Annotated in this window: 14 protein-coding genes; 10 read left to right on the forward strand and 4 right to left on the reverse strand. The window is 70.6% G+C overall.

Annotated elements, in window-relative coordinates; genetic code table 11:
* Window position 1 precedes the first annotated feature (1 nt).
* Both JOD54_RS14590 and JOD54_RS14595 read left to right on the forward strand, forming a co-directional pair.
* Complete coding sequence (locus JOD54_RS14590) at window positions 2–685, forward strand: hypothetical protein (protein ID WP_204451056.1); 684 nt, start codon at window positions 2–4, stop codon at window positions 683–685.
* A 19-nt stretch (window positions 686–704) separates the two neighbouring features.
* Window positions 705–1,424: an alpha/beta fold hydrolase gene (locus JOD54_RS14595; protein WP_307860026.1), complete on the forward strand. Its 720-nt coding sequence runs from the start codon at window positions 705–707 to the stop codon at window positions 1,422–1,424.
* Between the two features lie 216 nt (window positions 1,425–1,640).
* On the opposite strand, the gene JOD54_RS14600 is transcribed toward JOD54_RS14595, so the two are convergent.
* The gene (locus tag JOD54_RS14600; RefSeq protein ID WP_204451058.1) at window positions 1,641–2,093 is read right to left on the reverse strand and encodes a universal stress protein; all 453 of its coding nucleotides are present in this window, start codon (window positions 2,091–2,093) and stop codon (window positions 1,641–1,643) included.
* Window positions 2,094–2,310: 217 nt separating this feature from the next.
* On the opposite strand from JOD54_RS14600, the gene ccrA reads away from it, so the two are divergent.
* From ccrA to JOD54_RS14615, 3 genes are all read left to right on the forward strand, one after another.
* Window positions 2,311–3,642, forward strand: a complete 1,332-nt coding sequence (gene ccrA / locus JOD54_RS14605; protein ID WP_204451059.1) for a crotonyl-CoA carboxylase/reductase — start codon at window positions 2,311–2,313, stop codon at window positions 3,640–3,642.
* A gap of 98 nt (window positions 3,643–3,740) precedes the next feature.
* Window positions 3,741–4,916, forward strand: a complete 1,176-nt coding sequence (locus JOD54_RS14610; RefSeq protein WP_204451060.1) for a coiled-coil domain-containing protein — start codon at window positions 3,741–3,743, stop codon at window positions 4,914–4,916.
* Window positions 4,917–5,648: 732 nt separating this feature from the next.
* Window positions 5,649–7,109 carry a peptide MFS transporter gene (locus tag JOD54_RS14615; protein ID WP_307860027.1) on the forward strand — a complete coding sequence of 487 codons (1,461 nt, stop codon included), beginning with the start codon at window positions 5,649–5,651 and terminating at the stop codon, window positions 7,107–7,109.
* A 19-nt stretch (window positions 7,110–7,128) separates the two neighbouring features.
* Here the strand turns inward: JOD54_RS14615 and mce are convergent, their stop codons facing one another.
* Window positions 7,129–7,575, reverse strand: a complete 447-nt coding sequence (mce, locus tag JOD54_RS14620) for a methylmalonyl-CoA epimerase (RefSeq protein ID WP_204451062.1) — start codon at window positions 7,573–7,575, stop codon at window positions 7,129–7,131.
* 133 nt (window positions 7,576–7,708) lie between these two features.
* Between mce and JOD54_RS14625 the strand changes: the two genes are divergently transcribed.
* Genes JOD54_RS14625 through JOD54_RS14640 form a run of 4 tightly spaced genes read left to right on the forward strand, consistent with a single transcriptional unit; the run spans window position 7,709 to window position 11,861 of the window.
* On the forward strand, window positions 7,709–8,896 hold the full coding sequence (locus tag JOD54_RS14625; protein ID WP_204451063.1) for an acetyl-CoA C-acetyltransferase: 1,188 nt from the start codon (window positions 7,709–7,711) through the stop codon (window positions 8,894–8,896).
* 3 nt (window positions 8,897–8,899) lie between these two features.
* A complete protein-coding gene (gene meaB / locus JOD54_RS14630) occupies window positions 8,900–9,865 on the forward strand; it encodes a methylmalonyl Co-A mutase-associated GTPase MeaB (RefSeq protein WP_204451064.1) in 966 nt (321 codons plus the stop codon).
* 35 nt (window positions 9,866–9,900) lie between these two features.
* Window positions 9,901–10,815, forward strand: a complete 915-nt coding sequence (locus tag JOD54_RS14635; RefSeq protein ID WP_204451065.1) for an ABC transporter ATP-binding protein — start codon at window positions 9,901–9,903, stop codon at window positions 10,813–10,815.
* Window positions 10,812–11,861 carry an ABC transporter permease gene (locus JOD54_RS14640; RefSeq protein WP_307860029.1) on the forward strand — a complete coding sequence of 350 codons (1,050 nt, stop codon included), beginning with the start codon at window positions 10,812–10,814 and terminating at the stop codon, window positions 11,859–11,861. The genes JOD54_RS14635 and JOD54_RS14640 overlap by 4 nt, the downstream gene beginning before the upstream one ends.
* Here the strand turns inward: JOD54_RS14640 and JOD54_RS14645 are convergent.
* Window positions 11,858–12,244: a VOC family protein gene (locus tag JOD54_RS14645; protein ID WP_204451066.1), complete on the reverse strand. Its 387-nt coding sequence runs from the start codon at window positions 12,242–12,244 to the stop codon at window positions 11,858–11,860. The two genes, JOD54_RS14640 and JOD54_RS14645, sit on opposite strands and share 4 nt — an antisense overlap.
* 132 nt (window positions 12,245–12,376) lie before the next feature.
* Between JOD54_RS14645 and JOD54_RS14650 the strand changes: the two genes are divergently transcribed.
* Window positions 12,377–12,724 (forward strand): DUF3817 domain-containing protein, encoded by a 348-nt coding sequence (locus JOD54_RS14650; protein WP_204451067.1) that lies wholly within the window; start codon window positions 12,377–12,379, stop codon window positions 12,722–12,724.
* A 339-nt stretch (window positions 12,725–13,063) separates the two neighbouring features.
* Here JOD54_RS14650 and JOD54_RS14655 read toward each other — a convergent pair whose 3' ends face one another.
* Window positions 13,064–13,567 carry a MarR family winged helix-turn-helix transcriptional regulator gene (locus JOD54_RS14655; protein ID WP_204451068.1) on the reverse strand — a complete coding sequence of 168 codons (504 nt, stop codon included), beginning with the start codon at window positions 13,565–13,567 and terminating at the stop codon, window positions 13,064–13,066.
* Between the last annotated feature and the right edge of the window lie 35 nt (window positions 13,568–13,602).

Genomic DNA, 13,602 nt, shown 5'->3' on the forward strand with positions numbered 1-13,602 from the left:
CATGGATCGAGCCCGCACCCTGCCGTGCCCCCAGCCCTGGCGCACCACCGACGGATCGGCCAACCCGGCGGGGTCGCCCAGCGGCGCGGCCGCGTCCGTGAGCACCGAGGGGGCCGACGGGTTGTTGCTGCCGACCCGACCGGCGACCCTTGCCGCCGGGGTCGTGCTGATCGTGGTCGGTCTGCTGTTCGCGGTGCCCGGCGGTCTGCTGATCGCCTTCGGCGCGACGCTGGCGGTGGTCGCGGGGGTGGTGCTCGGCCTGTTCGGGGTGCTGCTGTTCGCCGCGGGGGTGTTCGCGTTGACCCGCAAGCAGCGCGACTCCGGGATCGTGCTCACCCCCGAGCACGTGCTGCTCACCTGGGTGCGGCCGGTGGTGCGGGTGCCGTGGGCGACGATCACCGAGGTGCGGCCGTTGTCGCTGCGGATGGGCCGGTCCAAGACCGCCCTGAGCCAGAACTACCTCGGCATCGCCGCGCGTGACCACGGGGTGACCGGCGACCGGATGCGCAAGGTCGCGGTCCGCTTCGGGCCCGACCTCGTGGCCGCGGTGCCGATGCGCACGCTCGACCTCGACCAGCTCGTCGTGCTGCACGCGCTGCGCTACTACCACGCCAACCCGCACGCCAGGGCCGAGCTGACCGGCGCTGACGCGGTGCGCAGGGTCGAGACCCGCGACCTGACCTGATCGCGCGACAATGCCGGTCATGCCCCCGTTGCTGCTGTTCCACGCGTTCCCGCTCGATTCGCGCATGTGGGACGGGGTGCGCGCGGAGCTGTCCGCCCACGTCCGGCTGATCACCCCGGATCAGCGCGGGTTCGGTCGCGCGCCACTAGGCGAGGCTGTCCCTTCACTGGACGTCGTCGCCGCGGACGCGATCGCGCTGCTGGACTCGCTGGCCATAGAGCGCGTAGTGGTCGGCGGGTGCTCTATGGGCGGGTACGTCGCGATGGCTCTCTTGCGGCACGCGCCTAAGCGCGTCGCCGGGTTGCTGCTCGTCGACACGAAGGCCCCCGCCGATACCGAGGAGGCCGCCGCGAACCGGCTCGCGATGGCTGAGCGCGCCGAGCGAGAGGGGATCGTGCCGTGGCTCGCGGACACGATGTTGCCTGTCCTGGGCGGCACTGCTGTGCACGGCCAGGTGCGCGGTTGGTTGGAGGAGCAGTCGCCTAAGAGCGTCGCGTGGACGCAGCGCGCGATGGCCGCTCGACCGGACTCTCGCGACACGCTGCGTGGGGTCACCGTCGACACCCTCGTCGTGCATGGCGACGCGGACGGTCTTATGCCGGTGTCGCTGGGGGAGGAGATGGCGGAGCTCGCGCGGGGGTCGCTAGTCGTCCTGCCAGGCGTAGGGCACCTGCCGCCGGTAGAGGCGCCTGAGGCGTTCGCCGCCGCCGTCGTGCCCTGGTTGGCGAGCCTGTCTTAGCCGGGTTTCCCCGGTCCGAGCCCCGCCCACAAGGGCTCGGACCGAGGCGGTCCGCTACCGCCAGGCACGCGCTAGCGGACCGTGGTCCGGGTACGCGGACATGGCAGTTACTTCGGATATCGCCACGCCGTCCCCGTTCGGTACACCGGCGCCGATCCTGCCGGGTGCTGCAGTCTGCGCCATCACCCCTGGCCTTGACCAGACCCGTGACGGGGATCAGGTGGTGTGCACGATCAGCACGTCGACCGCCGACTTGCGGGCGGCTTCGGCGGGGACCGACCCGAGGATGCGCCCGGCCAGGGTGTTGAGGCCGCGGTTGCCGATCACCAGCAGGTCGGCCCCCCGCTCGGCGACGACCTCGGCCAACGCCGGCACCGGCTCGCCCGCCACCACCACTGTGTCGACCTTGGTCGCGCCCACCCGCCTGGCCAGCTCGGCGGCGCCGCGCACCGACTCCTCGGCGGGCGTCGACCCCACGACCTGGTAGGCGACATCGGCCCCGAGGGCGTCCTGGGCCCGCTCGACCTCGCGCCCGGACCTCGGCTGGTACGCCGAGGCGATGACCAACACGGCCCCGGCGTCGGCGGCGATCCGCGCGGCCCGCTCGACCGCGCGGAAGGACGAGTCGGAGCCGTCGGTCCCCACGACCACGGTCTGGTAGGTGCTCATCCCGGTCCCTCCCGTTAGCTACTTGTCGGTAGATTCAACCAGGACAACGACCGACCGGGGCGGTGGACGCGGGATCCGGGTCACACTGTCGTGGCTATCGGCTTAGTCGTGTGTCCGGGGGGGCGGGTGGGGTCAGTCACATCGGCGCGATCTGAATCGCTACTCATGAGTAACGTGCCGCTGCACCGCAGGTCCGACGAACCGCTGGAGGTCCGCCGTGCAGAAGATCCTCGATGCGATCCAGGCTGGTGAGTTCGACGCCGTCGGGTCGCTGCCGGTGCCGGAGCACTACCGCGGGATCACCGTGCACGCCGACGAGGCGGGGATGTTCGACGGGATGCCGTCGAGGGAGAAGGACCCCAGGCGGTCGTTGCACCTCGACGAGGTGGCCACCCCGGAGCTCGGTCCCGGTGAGGCGCTGGTGGCGGTGATGGCCAGCGCGATCAACTACAACACCGTGTGGACCTCGATCTTCGAGCCGGTGTCGACGTTCAAGTTCTTGCAGCGGTACGGGAAGCTGTCGCCGCTGGCCAAGCGGCACGACCTGCCCTACCACGTGGTCGGCTCCGACCTCGCGGGCGTCGTGCTGCGGACCGGCCCCGGCGTGCACAGCTGGAAGCCCGGCGACGAGGTGGTCGCGCACTGCCTCAGCGTCGAGCTCGAGGGCCCGGACGGCCACAGCGACACGATGATGGACTCCGAGCAGCGCATCTGGGGTTTCGAGACCAACTTCGGCGGCCTGGCCGAGCTGGCCCTGGTCAAGTCCAACCAGCTCATGCCCAAGCCCGCCCACCTCACCTGGGAGGAGGCCGCCTCGCCGGGGCTGGTCAACTCCACCGCCTACCGGCAACTGGTCTCCCGCAACGGCGCCGCGATGAAGCAGGGCGACGTCGTGCTGATCTGGGGCGCCTCCGGCGGCCTCGGCTCCTACGCGACCCAGTTCGCCCTCAACGGCGGCGCGATCCCGGTGTGCGTGGTCTCCAGCAAGGAGAAGGCCGACATCGCGCGGAAGATGGGCGCCGAGCTGATCATCGACCGCAGCGCGGAGGGCTACCGGTTCTGGAGCGATGAGCACACCCAGGACCCGCGCGAGTGGCAGCGCTTCGGCGCGCGCATCCGCGAGCTCACCGGCGGCGAGGACCCCGACATCGTCTTCGAGCACCCCGGCAAGGAGACCTTCGGCGCCTCGGTCTACGTCGCCCGCCGCGGCGGCACGATCGTCACCTGCGCGTCCACCTCCGGGTTCCTGCACCAGTACGACAACAGGTACCTGTGGATGAACCTGAAGCGGATCATCGGCTCGCACTTCGCCAACTACCGCGAGTCCTGGGAAGCGAACCGGTTGATCGACAAGGGCTTGATCCACCCGACGGTGTCCAAGGTGTACCCGTTGGCCGAGACCGGGCAGGCCGCGCTGGACGTGCACCACAACGCGCACCAGGGCAAGGTCGGCGTGCTCTGCCTGGCCCCCGAGGAGGGCCTCGGCGTGCGCGACCACGCCAAGCGGGAGCGGCACCTGACCGCCATCAACCGCTTCCGGGGCGTCTGAGCTCCCCCGGCGCGCACGCGTTGGGCACGTGGGCGCCGGGGGGCACCACTCACCGATCTACTCGATGGTGGACTATCCGATGCAGGTAGCGTGGGCGCATGGGCTTGGGTGACGAACGCGATCTTGTGCCGCTGGGTGCCGGTTTCGACATCACCAAGCGGGGCTACAGCCGCGCGCAGGTGGAAGAGCACTTGGAGCGGCTCGACGCGGAGTTGCAGCTGCTGCACGGCGACCGCAACGCCGCCGTGTCGCAGGCGACCGACCTCGCCAAGCAGCTGGAGTCCGCGCGCGGCGAGATGAGCGACCTGCGCGGGCAGATCGACCGGCTCTCCCAGCCGCCCACCACGCTCGAAGGGTTGAGCGAGCGGCTGCAGCGGATGCTGCGACTGGCGACGGAGGAAGCGCAGGAGACGCGCTCGCGCGCCGAAGCCGACGCCGGGCACCTGCGCGCCAAGGCCGAGGCGGACGCGAGCGCGCTGCGGCAGCGCTACGAGAAGCTCATCGCCGAGCTCGACGCGCGCCGCGCCGAGATGGAAGCCGAGCACCGGGGCGTGGTCGACAAGGCTCGCACCGACGCCGAGCAGACCGTCGCGCGGGCCAGGTCCGAGGCGGCGCGCATCGAGGCCGAGTCCGAGCAGCGGCGCACCACGGTCGAGGAAGACTTCGACATCGCGATGTCCGCCCGCCGCACCGAGGCGATGCGGTCGCTGGCCGAGCAGGAGGCCACCAGCAAGTCCGAGGCCGAACGGCGCGTCCGCGAAGCCACCGAAGAGGCCAACCGCCGCCGCCACGACGCCGCGACCGAGGCGACCGCGCGGCTGCAGGAAGCCACCACCGAGGCCCACCGCCGCGTCCGCGAGGCCACGGAGGAGGCGAACCGCCGGATCAACCACGCCGCCCAGCGCGTGGCGGCCCTGCGGGGGCTGCGCTCGCGCATCGCCGACCAGCTGCACTCGGCGCGCGACCTCATCGCTGACGCGCACGTCCAGCTCGCGGATGCGGCGCCGGTCCTTGATCCGCTCCCTGAGGAGCGGGCGACCCCGAAGACGATTGACGGTTCTCCGGCTGATGAGTCGCCTACGCAGGCGATGAAGGCTGTGGTTGGGCCGCCGAAGGAGCATTGGGAGCCTGCGGAGGTTGAGCCGGAGCGGGCGCCTGCTGCGCCGCTTGGGCGGCCTGCGGAGTCGCCGGATGCTGCTGCTTCGCCTGCGGATCGGACGCAGAAGTTGGCGCGGCCGGGGGCGGCGCCTAAGCGGCCTGCTGGGCGGCGTTAGGGCGGTCGGCTCGCCTGCGGCATTGCGACCCGGTCCGTAGTGGTCCGGGGTGCTCGATGGGGCGAACTTGTTTTGCGCGGGGCCCCTGCGCCACCCGTGGCAGGACCGCAAAGCTGGGGCCGAAAAGCATGGCCCTGTCCGCGCACAACGCTACGACTGCCGCCACCCCACGCAAAACAAGTCCGCCCCATCGAGCATTTAGGTGGGCGGCTTCCTGGGGGCGGTGGCGGGGCTGGCTCGGGGGCTGGGTTGGCACCGGCGGCTTCGGGGTCGGCTCGCCTGCGGCATTGCGCTGGGTCTGTGGTGGGTTGGGTGTGCTCGATGGGGCGAACTTGTTTTGCGCGGGGCCCCTGCACCAGCCGTGGCAGGACCGCAAAAGCCGGGGCCGAAAAGCATGGCCCTGCAGCGAGGCAAGGCTACGACTGCCGCCACCCCACGCAAAACAAGTCCGCCCCATCGAGCAGTTGGCACCTCGGCTTCGTGGGAGCGGTGGTCGGGCTGGCGAGGCTGACTTGGTGGGCCGGGTTGGGTGGGCTGGCTCGGGGGGTGTGCCCGTCCGAGGTGAGGTGTTCAGCTATCGGACATGTTGGCGGGAATTGACGAGGTGCTTGTCACAGTGGTGAGTGGTTTCCGGGTGGCGGCGGTAGGTGTCATACGGTCGTGGTGGTGGAAGTTCTCCGCGGCTGATGTGTGGCGATGTGGCCGCACCGGGGCGTAAAGGACATACCGACGGTGAGTACGGATGCCGGGGTTGAGCGGGAGAGCGGGTTCTTCGGGCAGCCGCGGGGGTTGGCGAACCTGTTCGGGACCGAGATGTGGGAGCGCTTCTCCTATTACGGGATGCAGGCGATCCTGCTCTACTACCTGTACTTCTCCGTCGAAGAGGGCGGGTTGGCCATCGACAAGGCCACCGCTGCGGGGATTGTCGGGGCTTATGGCGGGTCCGTCTATCTAGCGACCATCGCGGGGTCTTGGGTCGCTGACCGGTTGTTCGGGCCGGAGCGGACCCTCTTCTACAGCGGTGTCCTCATCCTCGCGGGTCACGTCGCGCTGGCGGTGTTGCCTGGGGTGGCTGGTGTTGCTGCGGGTCTTGTTTGTGTCGCGATCGGGTCTGGGGGGCTCAAGGCGACTGCGACCACCCTTGTGGGTGCTCTTTATGCCGAGGATGACGATCGTCGGGATGCTGGGTTCTCGATCTTCTACATGGGGATCAACCTCGGCGCCCTCGTTGGGCCGCTGCTGACCGGTCTTCTGCAGACCCGGCTTGGTTTCCACTGGGGGTTCGGGCTCGCCGCGGTGGGGATGGCGGTGGGGCTGGTCCAGTACACGTTGGGGCGCAAGAACCTGCCCGAGTCCGGCAAGACCGTCCCCAACCCCGTCGAGGGTGCTGCCAAGGCGCGGGCTCTGGGGATCATCGCGGCGGGGGCTCTGGTGGTCGTCGCGCTGGTGGTGACCGGGGTGGTGGATGCGGACAACCTGGCCACGATCGTGACCTGGGTGATCGCGGTGGCCGCGGTGGGGTTGTTCGCGGTGCTGCTGCTCAGCCGCCAGGTGGAGCGGGTGGAGCGGCAGCAGGTGCTGGCGTTCATCCCGATGTTCCTGGTCAGCTTCGGGTTCTGGTCGCTGTTCCAGCAGCAGTTCACCGTGCTGGCGATCTACGCCGAGGAGCGGGTCGACCTCGACCTGTTCGGCTTCTCGATCCCGCCGTCGTGGTTCAACTCGGTGGAGCCACTGTTCGTGGTGCTGCTGGCGCCGGTGTTCGCCGCGCTGTGGGTCAAGCTGGGCGACCGGCAACCGTCCACTCCGGTCAAGTTCGCTCTCGGCGTCGGCGCGATGGGGGTGGCCTTCCTGGTGATGGCCCTGCTCGGCTTCACCAAGGGCGACAAGGTGATCCCGCCGCTGCTGCTGGTGCTCGTCCTGGTCATCTTCGTGCTGGGCGAACTCTGCCTGTCCCCGGTCGGCCTGTCGCTGTCGACGAAGTTGGCGCCGCGGGCGTACACGGCGCAGATGGTCGCCCTGTTCTACCTGTCGCTCGCGCTCGGCAGTTCCGTCGCGGGTGCGTTGGCCGAGTACTACACAGAGGACTCCGAGCCGTCGTACTTCGGCATCCTCGGTGCCGTCGCGATCGGGCTGGGTGTCGTCATGGCGGCGTTGACCCCGCTGGTGCGCAGGCTGATGAACGGTGTTCGCTAGGGGCGGGCCCGCCCCCGGTTCAGTGCTCGGGGGCGGGTTCGACCAGTTCGACCAGGACGCCACCCGCGTCTTTCGGGTGCACGAAGTTGACCCGGCTGTTCGAGGTGCCGCGCTTCGCCTCGTCGTAGAGCACCCGCATCCCGGCGGCCCGCAACGCGGCGGCGGCGGCGTCCACGTCCGTCACCCGATAGGCGAGTTGCTGCAGCCCCGGGCCGTTGCGGCCGATGAACTTCGCGATCGTGGACTTCTCGTCCAGCGGCGCGAGCAGCTGGATCGCGGTGCCGGAGCCGTCGTCACCGGGGGCGCGCAGCATCGCCTCGCGCACGCCCTGCTCGGTGTTGACCTCTTGGTGCACCGCCTCGAGGCCGAAGTGCGAGCGGTAGAACGCGATCGCCTCGTCCAGGTCGGCAACCGCGACTCCGACGTGGTCGATCGCGACGACGTGGGTGGAGAGCACTTCGCGCATACCGCGACGATACGCCCGACCTACCGATGGGTAACAACGGGCTGTGCGGCTACTCACACCGAGACGTGGCAAACCGGGTGGCCGCGAGTATGGTCCATGTTAACGCCCGTTCGCATCGCTTAGGAGACCGCCCGTGTCCGGATCCGTCATCGTCGCCGGGGCCCGTACCCCCATCGGTCGCCTGCTCGGCTCGCTCAAGGACTTCACCGGCGCGCAGCTGGGCGGGGTCGCCATCAAGGCCGCGCTGGAGCGGGCGGGTGTGCGACCGGAACAGGTGCAGTACACGATCATGGGCCAGGTCCTCACCGCGGGCGCGGGCCAGATCCCGGCGCGCCAAGCCGCCGTGGCCGCGGGCATCCCGATGGACGTCCCGGCGCTGACCATCAACAAGGTCTGCCTCTCCGGCCTCGACGCCATCGCGCTGGCCGACCAGCTGATCCGCGCTGGCGAGTTCGACATCGTGGTCGCGGGCGGCCAGGAGTCGATGACCCAGGCGCCGCACCTGCTGCCCAAGTCCCGCTCCGGCTTCAAGTACGGCGACGTCACCCTCGTCGACCACATGGCACACGACGGTCTCTTCTGCGCCTTCGACCAGGTCGCCATGGGCGCCTCCACCGAGAAGCACAACTCCCGCTACGGCATCAGCCGCGAGGAGCAGGACGCCTTCTCCGCCACCTCGCACCAGCGCGCCGCCTCGGCCATCTCCTCCGGCCGCTTCGCCGACGAGATCGCGCCGGTGAGCATCCCGCAGCGCAAGGGCGACCCGGTCGTGTTCGACACCGACGAGGGCGTGCGCGCCGACACCACCGCCGAGGGCCTGGCCAAGCTGCGCCCCGCGTTCGCCCCCGACGGCACCATCACCGCCGGGTCGGCCTCGCAGATCTCCGACGGCGCCGCCGCGGTCGTGGTGATGAGCAAGGCCAAGGCCGAGGAGCTCGGGCTGAGCTGGATCGCCGAGATCGGCGCGCACGGCGTCGTGGCCGGGCCGGACGCCAGCCTGCACGAGCAGCCGTCCAACGCGATCAAGGCGGCGCTGGCCAAGCAGGGCATCACCGCGGCCGACCTGGACCTGGTCGAGATCAACGAGGCGTTCGCCGCCGTCGGCGTGGTCTCCACCAAGCAGTTGGGCGTCGACCCGGAGATCGTCAACGTCAACGGCGGCGCCATCGCCCTGGGTCACCCGATCGGGGCGTCCGGGGCGCGGCTGGTGGTGCACCTGGCCTACGAGCTCAAGCGCCGCGGCGGCGGGGTCGGCGCGGCCGGTCTGTGCGGCGGCGGTGGCCAGGGCGACGCGCTGATCATCAGCGTCCCCAAGGCCTAGCCCTTGGTCAGGGACCTCTCGGTACCCGAGCTCGTCGACCGCGCGCGGCAACGCCAGCCGCGCGCGGTCGCCCGCTTGATCTCCCTGGTGGAGGACGCCAGTCCCCGGCTGCGCGAGGTCGCCGAGGCGCTCACCCCGCACACCGGCCGCGCGCGCGTCATCGGCCTCACCGGTGCGCCCGGGGTCGGCAAGTCCACCACCACCTCCGCCCTGGTGTCGGCCTACCGCGCCCAGGGCCAGCGCGTCGGCGTGCTGGCGGTGGACCCGTCGTCGCCGTTCTCCGGTGGCGCGCTGCTCGGCGACCGGGTCCGGATGGGCGAGCACGCGGGCGACCAGGACGTCTTCATCCGGTCCATGGCCACCCGGGGCCACCTCGGCGGCCTCGCCTGGGCCACCCCGCAGGCCCTGCGCGTGCTCGACGCCGCGGGCTTCGACGTCGTGCTCGTCGAGACGGTCGGGGTTGGACAGTCCGAAGTGGACGTGATCAAGCTCGCCGACTGCGCCGTGGTGCTGCTGGCGCCGGGCATGGGCGACGGCATCCAGGCGGCCAAGGCGGGCATCCTGGAGATCGCCGACGTGTTCGCCGTCAACAAGGCCGACCGCGACGGCGCCGACGCCACCGTGCGCGAGCTCAAGCACGCGATCTCGTTGGGGCGCAGGGAGATCCGCGGCCCGAGCTGGCGCCAACCGGTGGTGAAGACCATCGCCTCGGTGGCCGAGGGCATCGACGACCTGGTGACCGGGATCGCCGAACACCGCGCCTGGGCCGAGGACCACGGCGAGTTCGCCGCCCGCAGGCTCGCCAGGGCCCGAGCCGAGGTGGAGTCCATTGCGGTGCGCGAGGTTCGGTCCCGTTTCGGCGAAATGCGCTCAGATGTCCTCGACCGGCTCGCCGAGGCCGTGCGGTCCGGGGCGCTCGACCCCTACCGCGCCGCCGACGACCTGATCGCCTCGATCGTCGACAGGTAGTCGTCCTGGTCGCGTCCACGCGCTAGGTTCGCGGCATGACCAGCACTGGCGCCGACGCGATCGCCGTCGACGACATCCACAAGTCCTACGGCGACCTGCGCGCTGTGGACGGTGTGTCGTTCACCGTCGGCCACGGCGAGTTCTTCGGCATCCTCGGCCCCAACGGCGCGGGCAAGACCACCGCGCTGGAGATCATCGAGGGCCTGCGCGAACCGGACCGCGGTTCGGTCCGGCTGCTCGGCCTCGACCCGTTCCCGCGCAAGGTCGACCTGCTGCCGCGCATCGGCGTGCAGCTGCAGGCATCGGCGTTCTTCGACAAGCTCACCGCCCGCGAACAGCTGGAGACCTTCGCCGCGCTCTACGGCGTCGGCGCTGCCAGGGCCGCCGAGGTGCTGGAGCTCGTCGGCCTGACCGACAAGGCCGACACCCGCGAGGACAAGCTCTCCGGCGGGCAGCGGCAGCGGCTGTCCATCGCCTGCGCCCTGGTGCACGACCCGGACATCGTCTTCCTCGACGAACCGACCGCCGCGCTGGACCCGCAGGCGCGGCGCAACCTCTGGGACGTGCTGCGGGCCATCCAGCAGCGCGGCAAGACGATCGTCTACACCACGCACTACCTCGACGAGGCGGAGATCCTCTGCGACCGGGTGGCGATCATGGACCGCGGCCGGGTGCTGGCCATGGACACCCCGGCCGCGCTGGTGCGCGGCCTCGACGCGCCCACCAGGATCATCCTCGAGCGCGGTGTGCTCAGCGCCGAGGCCGCGGGCGCGCTGCCCGGTGCCGACGAGGCCGCCGAGGACGAGCAGTCGCTCACCATCACCACCCGCACCCCGGCGCCGCTGCTGACCGCCCTCGCCGAGCGCGGCGCCCTCGACGGGCTGCAGGTGCGCACCGCCACCCTGGAGGACGTCTTCCTCCACCTCACCGGACGGGAGTACCGCGCGTGAACGGCGCCTTCAAGAGCTTGTCGGTCGCGATGGTCAAGGGCTTCCTGCGCGACAAGACCACGCTGTTCTTCGCGTTCCTGTTCCCGCTGATGTTCCTGGTCATCTTCGGCCTGCTGTTCCGCGACGCGGGCAACGAGAAGATCAAGATCGGTGCGGTCGGCGACGGGCCGGTGCTCGTCGCGCTCGAGCGCACCGGCGCGGTGGAGTTGGAGCGCTTCGACACCATCGACGCGGGCGTGGCCAAGGTCCGCGACGGCGACCTGCCCGGAGTGGTCCAGGCCACCGGGGACGAGGTCGTGCTCCGCTTCGCCGCCAGCGACCAGGCCCAGGCGGGCACCGTGCAGGGGCTGGTGGCGGGCGTCACCCAGCAGCTCAACGTCTCCGCGAGCGGGTCCCCGCCCAAGTACGACTTCCGCGTCGAGCAGGTCGAGGACGCCTCGCTGCAGCCCATCCAGTACCTGACACCGGGCATCCTGAGCTGGGGCATCGCGGTCACCGCCGTCTTCGGCGCGGCGATCACCCTGGTCAACTGGCGGCGCAAGCAGGTGCTGCGCAGGCTGCGGCTGGCCCCGATCGGCGTCACGCCCATCCTCACCTCGCGCGTGGTGGTGACCATCGGGGTCGCGCTGGTGCAGGCGCTGCTGTTCGTCGGGGTCGCGCTGCTGCCGGTGTTCGGGCTCACGCTCTCGGGCACCTGGTGGCTGTCGATCCCGGTGTTCCTCTCCGGGGTCCTGGCGTTCTTCACCATCGGCATGCTGGTCGGCGCGTTCTGCAAGACCGAGGAGGCGGCCACCGGCGCGGCCAACATCGTGGTGCTGCCGATGGCCTTCCTGTCCGGCACGTTCTTCCCGATCGACCGGGCCCCCGACTGGCTGCAGACCGTGTCGAAGGTGTTCCCGCTGCGGCACATGAACGACGGGATGATGGACTTCCTGGTGCGCGGCAAGGGACCCGAGGCGCTGCTGCTGCCCTGCGGCGTCCTGCTCGGCTTCACCCTCGTCGTGGCGTTCATCGCCTCCCGCGTCTTCACCTGGGAGGACAGCTAATCCAGGCAGAACTCGTTGCCCTCGATGTCGCGCATCGGGATGCACGACTCGTTCTCGTCGTCGGCGAGCAGCAGACCGACCTGCACGGCACCGAGGGCGACGAGCCTGGCGCACTCGGCCTCAAGGGCGGCGAGGCGTTCGTCACCCCTGAGCCCGGTGCCGACGCGGACGTCGAGGTGCACCCGGTTCTTGGCGACCTTGCCCTCGGGGACGCGCTGGAAGTACAGCCGTGGACCGGATCCCGCCGGGTCGACCGCGGCGGCCCAGGTGGCGGACCCACCCGGCGGCGGCACGACGTAGCCGAGGACCTCGCACCAGAACCGGGCGAGGCGCTCGGGTTCCGCGCAGTCGAAGGTGACCTGGACCTGCTTGACCGATGCCATTGAGCCACCGTAACGCCGCTCACACCCGCCCGGCCACGGTGTTTCGCCGGGGCGTTACGGGGGTGTGGTCGACTCCACTGGGCGCATCCCCCTCGCGCGTGGTGAGCCCGCTCACGCTCCACACTGGAGCCCATGTACACGCCAGCTGGTCGTTTCCGCGTCGTCGCGCTCGCCGAGGCCGTCTCCTGGATCGGTCTGCTCGTCGGCATGGTCATCAAGTACGGCACCGACCTCGGCGACTTCGGGGTCAAGGTCTTCGGCCCGGTGCACGGCGCCGTCTTCGTCGCCTACCTCGTGGTGACCGCGGTCACCGCCAGGCAGCTGCGCTGGAGCCGGTGGACCGCGTTCTGGGCCCTGGTCGCCAGCGTCCCTCCATTCGGGACACTGCTGTTCGAGCGCTGGGCCCTGCGCACCGGCAAGCTCGACAACCGCGCGGTACCCGCCGGGATCCGGCTCGCACTGCGCCCGCAAGCCGCCTAGTAAATCGCGACCGGTCGGCGTGGCCCGGTTGCCCTGAACCAACGATGCCCCTGGTGGAAGCCGGGGGCATCGTCATGTGCTGGGGCTACTGCTCGATGAGCGTCGCGCCAGCGCGCTGTTCTTCCGCTGGGCTTGCCGCTCGATGGGGCGAACTTCCTTTGCGCGGGGCCCCTACAACGCCCGTGCTGGGCCTCACAAGCTGGGGGCCAAAGGGACGGCCCAGCCAGCAGCCGCGAGGCTACGGGCGTTGTCCCCCCGCGCAAAGGAAGTCCGCCCCATCGAGCCGCGGTTCTCCAGGCGAGCTTCAGTGTGGCGAGGGTCTCAGCGTGCGGCTTGTTCTCAGTCCGTGAAATCGCCGGTGGCTCGGCGGACTTTGGCCAGCAGGTCGGTCAGCTGGGTGGTTTGCCGTTCGGTCAGGCCGCGGAGGCCGAAGTCGACCTCGGTCACCGCCACCGTGGCTTCTTCTCGGCGTTGCCTGCCCGCGTCGGTGATCTCGGCCAGGGTGGTGCGCCGGTCCGTCGGGTGCGGGGTGCGGCGGACCAGGCCGTCGGCTTCCAGGCGGTCGACGATGTTGGTGACGCTGGTGGGGTGCAGCTGCAGGCGCTCGCCCATGACGCGCATCGGCAGGCTGCCGCGTTTGGCGAAGGTCAGCAGCACCAGCGCCTCGTAGCGGGCGAAGGTCAGCCCGTGCGGCTTGAGCGCGGCGTCCACCGCGGACTGCAGGATCTGCTGGACCCGCATGACGCTGGTCACCGCGGCCATGGTGGTGGAATCGCCGATCCGCTCCCCCCACAGCTGCGCCGCGCGGGCGATCGGGTCGAAGGGCAACGAGCGCGGCCTCATGGTCGTTGAAGCTACCAGTGGGTTCACCCGGGCCG

The sequence above is a fragment of the Actinokineospora baliensis genome (assembly GCF_016907695.1).
Taxonomy (GTDB): domain Bacteria; phylum Actinomycetota; class Actinomycetes; order Mycobacteriales; family Pseudonocardiaceae; genus Actinokineospora; species Actinokineospora baliensis.